Origin of the sequence: Mesobacillus zeae (assembly GCF_003570705.1) — a bacterium.
Lineage (GTDB): Bacteria > Bacillota > Bacilli > Bacillales > Cytobacillaceae > Mesobacillus_C > Mesobacillus_C zeae.
This window is the reverse complement of the sequence record NZ_QWVT01000049.1, coordinates 24,834-41,266: the sequence shown is the minus strand read 5'-3', so window position 1 is coordinate 41,266 and position 16,433 is coordinate 24,834. Positions and strand designations below refer to the sequence as shown.

The window sequence follows — 16,433 nt, the reverse complement described above, 5'->3', positions numbered from 1 at the left end:
TTTTTCATTTACACAAGATATTTTACGCTCTCAAATAAATAGTTTACGACTTTAATATAAAGGGATATTTTTATAATATATGATATGAAGTAAAGCGTGTTCCAATGTTTATTACCCTTTAAATGGCATGGTGAAAATCAAAAACGAGAAAAAGGAGAAAAAATGAAAATCTTAAGCAAACTAAAGAAGCTCACGATAATTCAAGAAACCTACAAGCTGCTGTTTACACTTGTTGGGCTGCTTCCGGCTGATAGGAAGCTGGTCATGTTCGAGAGTTATCTTGGCAAGCAGTACAGCTGTAATCCAAGGGCCATTTACGAATACATGAGAGTGAATAAACCTGAATATAAACTCTACTGGAGTATTGATTCTAGATATACAGAAACATTTAAAGAGCTAGACATTCCTTATATTAAACGATTTTCTATCAAGTGGCTTTTTTGCATGGCAAGGGCCGGTTATTGGGTAACCAACTCCCGTATGCCACTTTGGATTCCAAAACCCAAACATACAGTTTATCTTCAGACATGGCACGGCACCCCTTTAAAACGTCTTGCACAAGACATGAAGGAAGTTCACATGCCTGGAACAAATACTGAAGCCTATAAGGAAGAATTTTACCGAGAATCGCGCAACTGGGATTTTTTAATTTCACCAAATGCTTACTCTACGGAAATTTTCAGGCGCGCGTTTCAATACGATAAACAAATACTCGAAACCGGTTACCCAAGGAATGACATGCTCCTTTCCCCTGAAAAGGAGAGGCTTGCCCAAGAAATAAAAAGAAAACTGAAACTTCCGATGCATAAAAAGGTGGTTCTCTATGCCCCTACCTGGAGGGATAACCAATACTATGAAAAGGGCCGGTATAAATTTGATGTTCAGCTTGATTTAAAAGAAATGCAAAGAGAATTAGGGGAAGATTACGTTATCCTACTAAGAATGCATTACCTTGTAGCAGAAAATCTTGACTTAAAACCTTTCCATGGATTTGCATATGATTGTTCCAATTATGTGGATATCAGGGATTTATATCTGATTTCTGATTTACTAATTACTGATTATTCTTCTGTCTTCTTTGACTTCGCAAATTTATGGCGTCCCATTTTGTTTTACGTTTACGATATTGAAATTTATAGGGGGGAACTAAGAGGATTTTATTTTGATTTGGAGAAAAATGCTCCTGGCCCTTTAGTTACCACAACTGTTGAAATCATTGACTATATCAAGACGCTAGACCTGGATACGCATAATAATCAAGACTATCAAAAATTTCACGATCATTTTTGCCATTTCGAAACTGGGGAATCGACCCGAAAGGTGGTAGGGTCTGTTTTTAATTAAGATCTGCCTATTTTTGAAAAGGACAGTTGCTTAGGAATTTTATTGTAAAACTGGACACATTAATTCAGATCTTCTTTTCAGGTTTTTCCGGAAGAAAAGATCTATTATTTTATGCTACTCTTTCATTTTACTGCGGTGTGCAAATCCGGCATTATAAAAGGAAAAGAACCCCTTAAGGGGCCTCAACACACTAAGGTATCCTTTTTATTCGGACTTTATAATTTTTACTTATGGCTTGGTTCATACATTCCCCTCAATGTATGAACCAAGCCATATTTTTTTCAAAATACTTGAAAGTAGTTAAGACTAGCAGGAATGGAGCTCCCATCTTTACAAAAAAAACAATTGCAAGGCTGGCCCCATGTTATTAACACTTGACGATTAACCATCTATATTTTTGGTCCCAACTAAAAAGAAAGATGAATACTTAATTTAAGAGGATACCTTCTGCTTTCCCGATTATTAAACAAAAAGGAAATTCATATGTTGCTTATCAGGCTAATGGTCACAGGACAATATGATGATATCTGGAGTATTTCGAACAAAACACTCTTTTGCGGATAAAAGTGGGGGTTTGCAATATTAGCATTGTTAAAATGCATTATAGTATAATATATCACGGGTCATGTGGAAAAAAATTAGGAGGCCTAACAAACATGAAGCGTGATTATTTTAAATTACAATCTACAATTGCCGAGTATTTTTCCGAGCTGTCACAGGAAGAATTGAAGAAAGAAATTTTTCCAAAACACCCCGATATATTTAATGCAGTTGCCGAAGTTCGTGAGTACGGAATAACCTGGCAATACAAAAGGGCTGTAGAAGCCTTTGGTGTAAATGACAGAATGTTCTTTTTTGAAAGCAATCTAGGTAAGCAATACACAGGCAATCCGCGATATATTTACGAACGAATGCTTGAACGGTACCCTGACTTTACATATGTGTGGTGCTATTCGGGAGCAGAAAATATTCCAGGTGAACCAATGATTGTAAGCCGCGGGTCTGGAGAATACTACAAACTCCTTGCCCAATCAAGATTCATAATTAATAATACAACGTTCCCTCTTTGGTATCATAGGCCGGAAACCTTCTATTTCCAAACGTGGCACGGTACTCCCTTTAAAAGGCTTCACTGGGACCTTACCTCACGGCCTGTGGAACGCCGTTCAACACCTGAGTTTTATGTGAAATCAACATGCTGGGATGCACTTTTGTCACCAAATGCTTTTTCAACAAAAACCTTCAAATCAGCCTTCAGATATGATGGGGAAATTCTGGAGTACGGGTATCCAGCCAACGATATCTTCTTTGACAACAAACGCTACTCAAAGAAAAGGAAGCAAATAAGGGAAAAGCTTGGTATAATTGATGATTCTCCTGTTTTCCTTTATGCACCTACCTGGAGGGACGGAAAGCATATTGGAAATGCAATGTTTGAATTTGATTTAATGTTGGATCCCGAGCAGTTCCTGAAGCATGCTCCAAAGGACTCGGTATTGCTGATACGTTCCCATCACATGAGCAGCTCTGATGGAAAGCTAGAAAGGCTGAAAGGACGGGTAATTGATGTTAGCGGCTGGGACGATGCCATCGAATTAATGTGCGCGTCCGATGTCCTAATCACCGATTATTCATCCATTGTCTTTGACTGGTACTGCAGCCGGAAGCCTGTAATCTATTTTGTACCCGATTACGAGAAATATGTCGGTCCGATGAGAGGCTCTTATTTTGATCTTTTCGAGCTTAACGCTGGGCCGATATGCAAGACTCAAGCTGAATTATTTAATGAGTTGGGAAAAGCAGCCCAAATAAAGCATTCGTCATATGGTGATTTTTATTCTACCTTCTGCGCCTCCCATGATGGGACAGCCTCCGATAGGGTAATCGATTACCTTTTGTCTAAGTAAACCAGATCATTGTATTGTAAAAGCACACCCTTTGCAGGGTGTGCTTTTTTAGAATGTTATTCTCTCTCTACTGAATCACTCCGACATAACTTCCGCTTACCCATCCCGTTTGTGTTGTGCCAGGCACGTATACTTTATACCAGCCATTTTTCATGACTTTTTTGCCATAGGCATCAAGCGCTGTTTTTAGGTAAGTTCCATTCGGGACTGTTTTAATACTGGCAGATGAAGTTGTAGCATCTGTCCTAATATTTAAAAAGTCACCGACCTGAACCTTAACGAGGTTCTGAATGGTAATGTAGTCACCAGATACCCAGCCACTCTTCCCAAGGAAGTTGGCACGGTACCAGCTGTCTCTTACATCCGTATTATATCCTTCCACCACAATGGATGTACTTGACGGAATTTGCGCGATGTAAGTGGAACTTGATACATATGGCAGATTCCTAAAGTTCACACTTTGTGTTGTCACAGCTTTTATCCCTGCTGGAAAATTGATAACAATTGATGAAGGGACCGGACTGCCTGCCGGGATATTCCGGCTGTACACTGGCGGAACAGGCGGCTTTACCGTGTTGGCCGGAACTTTGTTATAATAGGCCGCATCAAATGGCTTAATCTGCTCCATAAGATTGGCGATACCATTTTTCCAGTTTGGGTCCGTAGCATATTTTACATTCATCCCAATCAAGTCTGGCCCGTTATAATATCTTCCTCCTGGGGTAAGATAATCAGTTTTCACCTGGTAGGCAACGTAATTGATAGAATCGTAGCCCGTTGGAAAATAGTAGGCGCAAGTGAACGGGCAGGAATCATAAGCCCCGTAACCAAAGAAGTTCCTTTTGTATTTGGTTAGGGTGGAAGATCCCCATCCCGTTTCCCAAATCGCGTGTGCAACCAAGTACTGGGCGTTGACGCCTGACTTGTTCTGGACGTCAATGAAATCCTGCGCATACGCCTTCAAAGGACTCTCAGGCTTTTTAACGTTAAAAAAGTTAACAATATCTTGTGCTGTTATATTTGATGGCTTCCTCAAGTCAACCTCTATGAATGTGGCCGCTTGTATCTTCTGAAGATCAAACTTAACTGATGCCCCGAGCTTGCCATCATAATACTCAATGGTAATGGTGTGCACTCCGGCGGGTAAACTCCTTAAAATAACCTGCCTTTTATTTCCGCTGACATACTGCCAGGAATCAATTTTTGTGATGCCGTCGACCTTTACCCTGACTCCGTCGTCTGCATAGACGGTCATTACATAATCACCAGTTTCCGCCATATACATCTTTTTGGTAAACCTTGCGCTAAAGTAGTCTGCTGGAATTAACGGTGTAGGGGCAGCCTGTCCCCAGTTAAAGTTAACCGAGTCAACACGGAAAATAGGATTCTTGCCGCCTATGATAACGGGATTTCCTGATAATGTTGTATTCTTATAGAATTCCCCAAACCATCCATCATTCGAACCGATATTCACTGCATCGCTGTACGGCTGCAGATAAGCCTCAACCCTGCTTGAAGAAGAAGCCTCCTTGTACCTTACTTCAATCCAGTGGACATCTTTATCGGCTACAGTTCCCCTATCACTAATGTTTAACTTAATTGAGTCTTCCCTAAAACTGTTGTTGGTAAAACGGTCCAATACCAATTCTCCATCTACATAAACCTGTAAACCGTCGTCTGCCCCGGTTCTAAGAACGTAATCACCAGCAGGAATACGCTTGGCCGTCACGTACCTCGCGGAGAAATTATCTGCCGGGACTACACCAGGGACTGGTGAGGACATCCCATTATTTTCTGCAAGCTTCCCGTATAAAGAGCCTGCCCTCAATACCTTTGCCGATACAGGAATTCCTGACAATGTCTGATTAGGATAATAGTAAGCAAGCCAGTCTCCAAACTTCACCACTTCAGAGTATAGTGCTGCGTCCTTTATACCCTCATAATAGGCAGTAGAAATCTTCTGGTTGCCCGCCGAAAGATTAGTCAACAACGCTCTGTTAATAATGGAGTCATTGGAATAGCTTTTTCTGTCAATCACTCTGTTCCCATTCACATCAACAGTAATTCCATCATCCGCGAGAGTTTGCAAAAAGTAATCTCCCGACTCCAAATACTGGCTCTGATCATACATTGCAGTAAAATAATCAGGTTGGACTTCAACATCAGGGCTGTCTAAACCCCAATTGTACCGCAGAGTTTTTTGTGCGGCACCATAGCTCGTTTTTCCTTTGACTAGATTTAAACTGAGCCTTGCGCCGAGCTTATTTTCGTTGTATTCCACTCTGACTGTATGGGTTCCCGCAGAAAGCTGGATACCAGACTTCCTCATGGTAGGCGATTGGTAGTTCCAGGAATCCATTACCAGCCTGTCATCAACATATACCCTGACGCCGTCATCCGCGTCAGCCTTTATGACATAATAGCCAGCATCAGCGATATTAATCTTTTTGGTGAATCGGGCCGAAAAACCGTCACTTGGTATAAACGGGCTCGGCGACTCAGTTCCCCAATTGAAATCGAGGCTGCCGATTAAAGACTTTGCTCCTTTTCCTCCTAAGATAACAGGATTGCCGGATAGTGTTTGGTTAGGGTACACTTCCCCGACCCATCCAAACTCCTGTTCAGCTTTCATGACATCTGCAAATGGCTGTAAAGATACATTTAACCTGCTGCCAAGTACACCTTCTTTATACTTCACTTCAACCCAATGTATGTCGCTTCCCTCTGAGCTATTGCTCACTGTCACTTTTGCTGCATCTTCCCTGTAACCTGCAGGAGAGAATCTGTCTAACACAAGCTCGCCATCGATGTACACCTGCAAGCCGTCATCAGCCCCGGCTCTTAAAACATAATCGCCAGCAGGAATCCTCTTCGCGGTGACATATTTCGCAGTAAAATTTTCAGCGTTCACCACTCCTGGAAGCGGACTGCCCTGTCCATTAGTTTCAGTGAGTTCACCGTACTCCACGCCAGCATCGATCACCTTCGCACCAGCAGGAGCACCAGAAAATGAATCATTATTGTAATAATAAGCAAGCCAATTTCCAAAAGGGACTATATCTGAAAATAGCATTGCCGATTTTGACCCTTCCCTGTACAACGTAGTTATATTATGGTTACCACTATCTACATCAGTGAGTAAATGGCGGTTCATTGTATTTGGGATATATGTCCACCGGTCAATCACTTTTTGACCGTCAAAGTCCATAAAAATACCGTCGTCAGCCAAGGTTTGAACAAAATAGTCACCAGCACCTAAATACTGTGATTGATTGAATTCACCTGTGAAATGATCAAGCTTGTTTATGGGACTGCCAAGGCCCCAATTGTAATGCATAAAAGGTTCTGTTTTTTCGAAGTCAGCTTCCTCTTTTTCTATCGCTAACTTAATTCGTGCATTATAGATTGCTTCCCCGTAATCTACTCTTATCTCATGAGCCCCTTTTATTACAGGAAGAGTTATCTTTCTGTAACTACCAGGTATATACTTCCACGAATCAACGACCATCTTGCCGTCAATATAGACTCTAGTTTTATCATCAGCCCAAATATTAATTGAATAAACACCTGTTTTGTCAACTTCCCACTTTCGGTAAAACCGCGCTGAAAAGTTGTCTTTGGGAATGTTTATCCCTGGTGATCCGGATTTCCAATCAAAATCAAGGATACCAATTTTATTGGAAGCATTTCTTCCCCCTAATATAATCGAAGAGCCAGAAAAATTGTCTTGTGCAAAAACTTCTCCGACCCAGCCATCTTCTGCTGATGGCTGAATGACTTCTCTATAAGGCTCTATAGATACATTCACCCTGCTTGAAAGCATGCCTTCCTTATACCTAACTTCAATTAAGTGGATATCCTTTTGAGAAGTATCATTGAGAGTTACCTTGACGGCATCCTCCCTATAGCCAGTTGGTGTAAACCTGTCCAGCACTAGCTTCCCATCAATAAATACCTGCAGCCCATCATCAGCGCCTCCCCGAACAACATATTCCCCAGCAGCTAACCTTTTTGCGGAGTAATATTTGACGGAAAAGTTATCAGACAATAATTTATCAGGAAGCGGGCTTCCAAATCCATTCACTTCCTTCAGGCTCCCATTTATGCCGCCAGAAATAATTTTGGCACCAATTGGCGCTCCTGAAAACGTAGTGTTCTGATAATAATAGCCAAGCCAACTGTCAAAAGGGACAACGTGAGAAAAAACAGATGCATTTCCAGTTCCTTCTTTATAATGAGTGATGATTTCATGATTTCCCTCTTGTACATCAGTTAAGTAGCTTCTGTCTATTAACTTGGAAGAGTAATTAATCCTATCGATTACTCTTTTTTTATCTACATCTACTGTGACACCATCATCCGCTAATGTTTGGATAAAATAATTGCCCTTGTTTAAGTATTGGCTTTGGTCAAAGTTCGCCTCAAAGTTGTCAGTATAACCAGCCGGACCACCTTTTCCCCAGTTATATTCAACAATTGGTGTTTTTTCATTATAGACAAAAGTTTCAGCCTCACCTTTTTCGTAAACTACTAATCCAATAATGAAAGACAGTATTAAAAGCAGCACCGTTTTCTGTTGTATTTTCATTAAAACTTGTTGTTCCCTCCTATAATTTTTTAATCAAATCGTAAAGCACCCAAAACATCGTAACATAATTGCAACTTTTTTAAATTAGTAATATAGTTTTGTTTTTACATCTTTCTACAAAATTCTACATTAGCTTATTGCCCGAATTTCCTATTAAATAAGGAAATTATACGAACTTCTTTCGACAATAGCTTCAACCATTGGCGCACGATAAAAAACCCCAATCCTTTATTCCTAAAGGATTGGGGTTTTAGTAATTATACATATGAAGGAAGGGGTATGGAGAACCACTATTCATTACATTTATAGGACTTTTTCGTCCAGCAGTACTCTTTTCACTACTTTTTCCGTCGCCTTTCCATCATGCCAGCTGCAGAATTTTTCATAGAAAGCCGCATAGGCCAGCGCTTTGTCCTTTATGACTTGATCAATATTTATGATATTGTCTATAACCTCATCACTTGTCCTTAAAAGTGGTCCAGGAGCCTCGTTTTCAAAATCGATATAAAAACCGCGAAGCTGATCCCTATATTTATCCAAATCATAGGTATAAAATAAAATTGGCCTTTGAAGATTCGCATAATCAAAAAAGACAGAGGAGTAATCCGTTATCAGAATGTCGGAGATCAGGTATAATTCCGCAATGTCATCATACTTGGACACATTGTAGGCAAATCCTTCAAACTCCTCAACATTTAAATTGTCAGCAATAAAGTAGTGCATTCGTAATGCTATTATATATTCGTCCCCTAGCTTTTCCTTCATCTTCTTTAGATCCAGCCTAAGGTTAAACTTATACTTACCAGGTTCGTAAAACTCATCATCCCTCCAGGTAGGGGCATATAAGATAACTTTTTTTCCATGAGGAATTCCTATTGAACCCTTCACACGGTTTGAAATCACTTCTTTATCTGGTGCATAAAGGATATCATTTCTGGGATACCCATATTCCAGCATCTCTTTATCAAACTTAAATGCGCTTTTAAATACTTCTGATGAGTACTTGTTTGGGGACAATAGATAATCCCATGCCCTAGATTGATGGTAAAAATCACTCTTATACCTAGGGTTTGCAGAATAGATATCTTTCATATCAAATACCAGTTTCTTCAATGGGGTACCGTGCCACGTCTCCAAAAATACATTTCCATCCCTTTTAACGAGGTGCAATGGCTGACGCATATTATTAATCCAGTATTTCGAAACCGCAAAGTAGTAATAATAAGCCAGGCTGAACCTTTTTACTACCTTCGCATTCCCTGGGATTTTTCTTCTCTTGTCAGTGAAAACCCATATACATTTAAAATCCAGGTTATTCTCAATAATGTATTCATAAATATTCCGCGGGCTGTCAGAGTAATTCTTCCCAAGGAAGCTTTCAAAAACAATATAATTGTTCTTTAGCGGTAATTTGAGCAGAATCTTTTTATAAATGTATTTTTTTATTCTAGTGACACCCAGTGCATTTTTTAACTCCAATACTTCAGCGTGCAGTCTTAAGACTTTGCTAAATGAACGTTTATTACCAGCTTTGAGAAGCTTTAACTCTCTCTTTGTATGCATGGGTTGGGAAGATATTGCTTTCACATTCAAATGGGCGGCAGCATTGGACAGTAGCATATAGTTTGAATCAAAATCTTCTTTTTGCTGGTAAAGATTCATTACATTCCTTCTATAATAATGTAGAAATACTTTATCTAAATACTCCCTTACCCGTCCTGTTTCCCCCTGTGTTTTGTATAATCCAATCATCACTTCAGTAAAGTCCCTAAGGTCGGCACTAAGCTCCCGTTGTGAAATCCCCGGGTTTGTTATCGGGTCATTCCTTTCACGTTTAAAATAAGTCTCGATATTTAAACGCGGCAGATCTTTCACATACAATACAAATGGAATAATACCTGTTAAATCTGTATAGCCCAAGGTTTTATTCGAGAAATTCAAGTTGTATTCCCTGATAAAGTCTTTATGGATAAGTACATTCAAAATACTCATATCCTTAAAAAAGTGCTCCGGATTGTCCCTCGTAACAGTAATGTCAGTCGAATTAGAAGTTTGCAGGAAGTCTGATGGACGCACAAGTTTTTTAGAATATGCTCCGATTGCAGGATGCCTCCCAATATGTTCTGCCAAATACGTAATTGCATTACCGAATAAGAGATCATCACAATCTAAAAAGTATACATAATCTCCTGTAGCCCTTTCCAAACCAAGATTTCGTGAAAAAGCCACTCCTCTAGTCTGATCATTTTTTAAATAAACGATCCTGCTATCATTTATCAAAGATTCGATTTCTGCTGTATCATGATGACTTGATCCATCATTTATAATAATAATTTCCAGGTTATTGTAGCTCTGGTTTATCACACTGTTTAAACAATCCCCAATAAATTCTTTACAATTATAATAAGGAATAATAATTGATACTTTAGGTTCCATTGAATCCATTTGGACATCCTCCTCAAACACCTGAAAGAAACTATTGTTGATTTTATCATACAAAAGATGAATAAAACAGACTGCCTAAACCAGGTGAGTTAACGTCAACTCTTAGAGTTTACTGATTGGATTCCCCCATGCCTTCCCCTAGAAAAATAAACATGTAAATTCACGGAAACAAGTTAATAGTCACAGGACTAGCAAATCCCTCCTGAATTTATCTCGTACTTTGTTACTGCATTCAAAAGCTAATAGAATTACAAACTAGTAATAAATATGTGTTTTATATTACTCCATTTACACGGAGGGTTCGTATGACGATAATTATATAGGAAGTTTCAATATTTCGACATTCTTTGTAATTAAGGAGGTAATAGCATTACATTCCGTACAGAAACTTCCTTTTGCATATTTGATATGTCAGGAAACCCGCGCCTTCAGAAGTAAATTAAAGGAAGTGTAAAAGTGAAAAAATTAGGGAAAGTTGTTCTTCTTTCAACAAGCCTCGTACTGGGTGGAACTGCAGCTTTGACACCCATTTCAACAAAAGAGGTTCATGCCGCAATCATCACAAAAACAGATTTTATTACAACAGCAAATGTTAATATGCGTACTGGTGCAAGCACGAGTTACAGTGTCGTTATGACTGTGCCGCAGGGAAAAAAGGTTACTGCTACCGAAAAGGTTGGGAGCTGGTATAAGGTTTCCTATACTTATTCAAGCAACGGAAGTTCCGTTACCAAATCAGGTTGGATGTCTAGTGACTTCCTTGCCTTTGCAACCACCAAATTCACGAAAACAACCTACAAGACTACCGATAACCTCAACCTTCGAACAGGGCCAGGAACAAGCTACAAGACAATCATGACCATCCCGCTTGGGAAGATTGTATCTTCTTCGGAACGAATGGGCAGCTGGTACAAAGTAGCCTACACGTATACGTTGAATGGCACCTCTGTTACAAAGTATGGTTGGGTGAATGGCAGCTACTTAAAAGCTTATGACCGGTATTCTACCATAACAGGAAGCTATTATTTTACAAACAAGACAGCAAGCCTCTTCCCTACGCCTGACACGAAAGGTACTGCTGCATTTCAGCTTCCTAGTAACAACGGTTTTTATACTACCCAAAAAGTGACGAATAGATATGGAGAAACATTGTTTAAAGTAACTTATCAAGGCAAAACAGTTTATCTAAAATCAGCTGATTCTACAAGATATTATGCCCAAACAATCACTAAAACAGGGTATAAAGCTACAGCAGATACTTATCTTTATTCATCATATGGGAACGCATATACAAAACTAGTAAAAATACCAAAAGATGCAGTTTTATACACAACCTATAAAGTTGGGAACTGGTATAAGTTTACTTACGGCGGAAAAACCGGGTATGCCAAAAGTAGCAGCTTTACTAAATACTCAGCGCCGACTCTGCCACCTTCTGTTACTGAAACGGCAGTCAGCGGCAAGACGTTCCTGACTACTTCAGGCCTGAACTTGAGGAAGTCATACAGCACGGATTCTGAAATTCTTACTACCGTGCCTAATTCAACTTTTGTCTTCCCGACAGCCGTAACATCAAACGGATGGTATAAAATAAATTATAGCGGCAAAACAGGGTATTTATTTGGGGACTATCTCCTCCAAGTTGTTACAGGGGATCCGATGCACCGTAACGGCTACCAATTTATCGACTTGCGTAAACCTTCTAAAGTAACCGCAACGCAAATTAATAATTATATTGATGGCTATATAGCAAAATACGGAAATATTAGTGTGCTTAAAGGAAAGGGACAGGCCTTCATCGATGCCGGAAACAAATATGGCGTCAATTCCCTATATCTAGCAGCAAATGCAATCCATGAGAGTGCCTATGGAACTTCAAACCTTTCGCTTGGAAAGTACAATTTGTTCGGCTTTGGAGCCTATGATGCTACACCTTTCATCGCCGCCTATCGCTTTGCCACTGTTGACCAGTGCATTGCCTATATCGCTCAGGAAATAAAAGCAACCTACCATAACCCATCGAACTGGAAATATAAAGGAGCCTATCTGGGTTTCAGCACAAAAACTGTTGCCACCAATACAAGGGTTGATGCAAAGAGTGGAGGAATGAACTTCTACTACGCGAGCGATCCGAAATGGGGTCAGAAAATTGCCTCGCATATGGAAAACATCCTTCCATACAACAAAGCTGATTACGATAGCGCAACCCCAAATACGGTTGTTCCATCCTACCCGGCTAGGCCAGCGGGCTATGACAGATTCCCTGCAGGGATTGTGGCTGGAGCCAAACAAAACCTTTACTTGACTAGCCAAAAAGGAAGTACGACAACTGTCAAAACGATTGGTGCCGGCACCACTTTTACCCTGCTTGAAAAACATAACGATTTTTGGGTGAAAATCAGAGTTAGTGGTGTCGATTACTGGACAAATTCAATCAAGTTTGACAGGTACAGTCAATATATTGCTGTTAAAAACCTTGGGAGGGTTACCGTGGATGCACTGAACGTCCGCCCTACCGCATCCACCGCACTTGCTCCAATCGGCAAGCTTTATCTGAACGAGTATGCCCATCTCAAGCTCGACAGCACTGGCAAGCCGATCATGGACAGTACCGGAGGATGGTATAAAGTGAAGCTCGCTAACGGAACTGAAGGCTGGGTCAGCAAAACGTATATCGTTCAGGAACTGAAATAAGACTGCGAACGGAAGAAACCAAAACAGGTTTCTTCCTTTTTTTCATCCCTCCTTTTTCCGCATTCCCATTCTTCCCTCTTTTTTTCTATATTTTTCATAGAGTATGCCGATATAAACAATAAGGACTATTTTTCGCTCGGGTAAAAACATTTATAAGTTCATGGAACCGAATCAAATTTTATATAGGAGGCCTTAAAGGACGAAATAAGATTACAAGGAGAATAGAAATGAAGAAAAAAATTGCACTAGTTTTTTTTACTTGCCTGTTATTGCTCACCGTATCGCTGCCCGGATTCTCAAGCTCGATAGCTGTAAAAGCAGCCGGAACTGTTAAAATTGCAAAAACAGCCTATATAACTACCAATAACTTAAATCTCCGAACGGGTTCAGCCACTAAGTTTCCGGTGATTGTGACCATTCCAAAGGGCAAGACGGTAATAGCAACCGAACGACTTGGCGGCTGGTACAAAGTTTCTTATACATATAAGGTGAATGGTAAATACATTACCAAAACTGGCTGGGTATCGGGTACATATCTAAAAAAACCTGTTGTTAAGGCACCTGCGGGTACGAAAATTGTTAAAACAACTTTTGTGACAACGGCCAATTTAAATATTCGCTCCGGGGCTGGTACGAAATTTAAAACAGTCTACACTGTACGCAAAGGGCAAACTGTTTCCGCCACTGAAAAAATCGGCAGCTGGTATAAGATTTCACATTCATATAAGGTAAGAGGGAAAAACATTACTGTTACCGGCTGGGTGAGCGGATCGTTTTTAAAAGAGTATTACCAATATATCAAGACTTCCCGCTTGGACTATTTCACAAAAAAAGTGAGTTATTTCTATCAAACTCCTGATACAAAAAGGAAGCCTACGGTTAAAATCCCTGGCAATACAAGGCTTCAATCAACACAGAAAGTTATCAATAGTATTGGACAGACATGGTATCGTGTGTCTTATAAAGGAAAAAGCGGATATGTGAACTCTGCGGATGTTACCAGGAATAGCAGCACTCCTCCAATTAATCAGCCAGTGACTCCTCCAGACGAGCCAAAATGGACGGAAACCAGCCTATCCGGAAAAACCTTTGTCACTACGGACAGCCTAAATGTGAGGAGTAAGCCTTTCTCCACTGGTAAGCTTCTCAATACTTTACCGGACTCCAAGCTCGTGGTTCCTGCAAAGAAAACTTCAAATGGATGGTATAAAGTTACCTATCAGCAAAAGACGGGCTATGTTTCGGGAAAGTACCTGAAAGAAGTCATTACTGGTGATCCAATGACAAGAAAGGGCTACCAGTTTATCGATTTGCGGACAAAGTCACCCGTAACTGCATCGCAGATCAACCATTATATTGCTGTTAATGTAAAAGCCAAAGGAAAGCCTAGCGTCTTGTTGAACAAGGGACAGGCTTTCATCAATGCTGGAAACAAATATGGTGTCAATGCCCTGTACCTTGCAGCGCATGCCATCCACGAAAGCGGCTATGGCACATCGAATATTTCTCTTGGCAAATATAATTTATTCGGATTCGGAGCATTTGACCTGACACCATTTGTAGGTGCCTACAGGTTCAGCTCCATCGAACAGAACATTGACTATATCGCACGCGAAATGAAGGCCACATACCTCAACCCGCACAGCTGGAAGTATAAAGGTGCCTATCTTGGATTTACTACAAAGTCCTTAAGCAACTCCAGGTTGGATGCCAATAGCGAGGGAATGAATTTTTATTATGCCAGCGACTCTTTTTGGGGAAAAGCCATCGCTTCCCATATGGAAAGAATTCTCCCTTATAATGAAAACTATTACCGAAATGCAAAACCAAACCTGACCTATTACTCCCAGCCGGGCAAGCCAGGAGGAAAAGATGTCTTCCCTGCTGATACGCAGGCTGTGTCAATGAATACTCTCGTTCTTTCATTGACTAAAGGCGGCCCTGCAGCCAAAACTTTAAAAAAGGGAAACACTTTCACCTTGCTCGAAAAACATAATGATTACTGGCTGACAGTAAAAGTTGGAGGAAAAACATATTATGCAGGCGTGAAAAACAGTAAAGCCACTTCTCCGATTCCCCTTCATGCTTACAGGGATTATTTCACGGTCAAAAACCTGGGCCGCGTAACAGTGGACGGACTTAACTTTAGGTCTCAGCCATCGATGAATGGGAGCAGAATCGATGTATTGAAAAGAAATCAATACGTCCACCTGTTACTGGACAAGAATGGTAAACCAATTGTAGACAAGAGTGGAAGCTGGTATAACATCAAGCTGGCAAATGGAAAAAAAGGCTGGGCCAGCAAATCGTTTATCGAGCAGGAGCTTAAGTAATATAGAAATGGGAGATACTCAAAAAAGAGTCTTTTCCATTTCCCTTTCTAGCGACATTTCCATTTTGTTCATGATTTGTTTTAAATGGACTTAAAATGCTATATCCAAAAGTCCATATTTTTGGTATCCTTAAACTTATCTTATGCAAATTTTGTCAAACAATGGAGGATTAATTAATGAGAGCCGAAAAACACAATAAAAAGAAAAGAAAAGGGCTCAAGATTTTTGGGATACTTATTCTTTTACTCGTTTTAGGGTTTGGAGCTTATGCTTTCTCAATTTATAGATCATTATCAGACGCTGTCGATACGATGCACGAGCCAATTGACCGTAAGACTAGGAATATTGCTTTCAATAATAAAGAACCTTTCTCCGTGCTCATGCTTGGCGTTGATGAGCGCGAAGGCGATAAAGGGCGCTCTGACACAATGATTGTCATGACCGTGAACCCTGAAAAAAATTCAGTTAAAATGCTTAGCATTCCGCGTGATACACGCACTGAAATTGTCGGTCGCGGCACCCAGGATAAAATCAATCACGCCTATGCTTTTGGCGGCGTAGAAATGTCCATGGATACAGTCGAGAACTTCCTGGACATCCCGATTGATTATTATATGAAAGTGAACATGGAAGGCTTCAAAGATATTGTTGACGCCCTTGGCGGCATCACTGTCAACAATACAATTGACTTCACGCAGGACGGACACCACTTCCCTGTCGGAGAGATTTCGCTTGATGGAGACCAGGCCCTGTCTTATGTACGAATGAGGAAAGAAGATCCACAAGGCGACTTTGGACGCCAAAACCGCCAGCGTCAAATCATCCAGGGCGTCATGGAAAAAGGCGTCAGCTTTGGTTCGATCACAAAATTCGATGATGTATTCGTAGCTCTCGGAGATAATGTCAAAACAAATATCACTTTTGACGAAATGAAGGATATTCAAAAGCATTATAAATCCGCTGCCAGCAATATCGATCAAATGAAAATTGAAGGAAGCGGAACATCCATTGGCGGCATTTATTACTACGCTGTCCCTGAAACAGAAAAACAAAGAGTCCAGACAGAACTTAAGACTCATCTCGGCAAGTAAAATAATGGAAGGCCTGTTTGGCCCTCCACTT

6 protein-coding genes and 1 pseudogene are annotated in these 16,433 nt (G+C 40.4%); 5 read left to right on the top strand and 2 right to left on the bottom strand.

The genetic code is table 11. The features are described 5' to 3' along the window. Positions 1-150 precede the first annotated feature (150 nt). Both D1970_RS21080 and D1970_RS21075 read left to right on the top strand, forming a co-directional pair. Positions 151-1,344: pseudogene (locus D1970_RS21080) on the top strand (CDP-glycerol glycerophosphotransferase family protein); the annotation flags it as partial. Positions 1,345-2,000: 656 nt separating this feature from the next. Further along, positions 2,001-3,251 carry a CDP-glycerol glycerophosphotransferase family protein gene (locus D1970_RS21075; RefSeq protein ID WP_181213482.1) on the top strand — a complete coding sequence of 417 codons (1,251 nt, stop codon included), beginning with the start codon at positions 2,001-2,003 and terminating at the stop codon, positions 3,249-3,251. 67 nt (positions 3,252-3,318) lie between these two features. On the opposite strand, the gene D1970_RS21070 is transcribed toward D1970_RS21075, so the two are convergent. Continuing rightward, positions 3,319-7,839, bottom strand: a complete 4,521-nt coding sequence (locus D1970_RS21070) for a PA14 domain-containing protein (protein WP_119114814.1) — start codon at positions 7,837-7,839, stop codon at positions 3,319-3,321. A 303-nt stretch (positions 7,840-8,142) separates the two neighbouring features. Next, positions 8,143-10,284, bottom strand: a complete 2,142-nt coding sequence (locus tag D1970_RS21065) for a bifunctional glycosyltransferase/CDP-glycerol:glycerophosphate glycerophosphotransferase (protein ID WP_246370333.1) — start codon at positions 10,282-10,284, stop codon at positions 8,143-8,145. Between the two features lie 456 nt (positions 10,285-10,740). On the opposite strand from D1970_RS21065, the gene D1970_RS21060 reads away from it, so the two are divergent. From D1970_RS21060 to tagU, 3 genes are all read left to right on the top strand, one after another. Then, positions 10,741-12,978, top strand: coding sequence for an SH3 domain-containing protein (locus D1970_RS21060; protein ID WP_259339730.1), 2,238 nt, complete (start codon positions 10,741-10,743; stop codon positions 12,976-12,978). Between the two features lie 227 nt (positions 12,979-13,205). Then, on the top strand, positions 13,206-15,311 hold the full coding sequence (locus tag D1970_RS21055) for an SH3 domain-containing protein (protein WP_119114813.1): 2,106 nt from the start codon (positions 13,206-13,208) through the stop codon (positions 15,309-15,311). A 176-nt stretch (positions 15,312-15,487) separates the two neighbouring features. After that, complete coding sequence (gene tagU / locus D1970_RS21050; RefSeq protein WP_119114812.1) at positions 15,488-16,402, top strand: polyisoprenyl-teichoic acid--peptidoglycan teichoic acid transferase TagU; 915 nt, start codon at positions 15,488-15,490, stop codon at positions 16,400-16,402. The last annotated feature ends 31 nt before the right edge of the window (positions 16,403-16,433 follow it).

Coding starts and splice junctions, on each gene's coding strand:
- D1970_RS21075 (WP_181213482.1), top strand. CDS start 2,001: ATGAAGCGTGATTATTTTAAATTACAATCTACAATTGCCGAGTATTTT.
- D1970_RS21065 (WP_246370333.1), bottom strand. CDS start 10,284: ATGGATTCAATGGAACCTAAAGTATCAATTATTATTCCTTATTATAAT.
- tagU (WP_119114812.1), top strand. CDS start 15,488: ATGAGAGCCGAAAAACACAATAAAAAGAAAAGAAAAGGGCTCAAGATT.
- D1970_RS21070 (WP_119114814.1), bottom strand. CDS start 7,839: ATGAAAATACAACAGAAAACGGTGCTGCTTTTAATACTGTCTTTCATT.
- D1970_RS21055 (WP_119114813.1), top strand. CDS start 13,206: ATGAAGAAAAAAATTGCACTAGTTTTTTTTACTTGCCTGTTATTGCTC.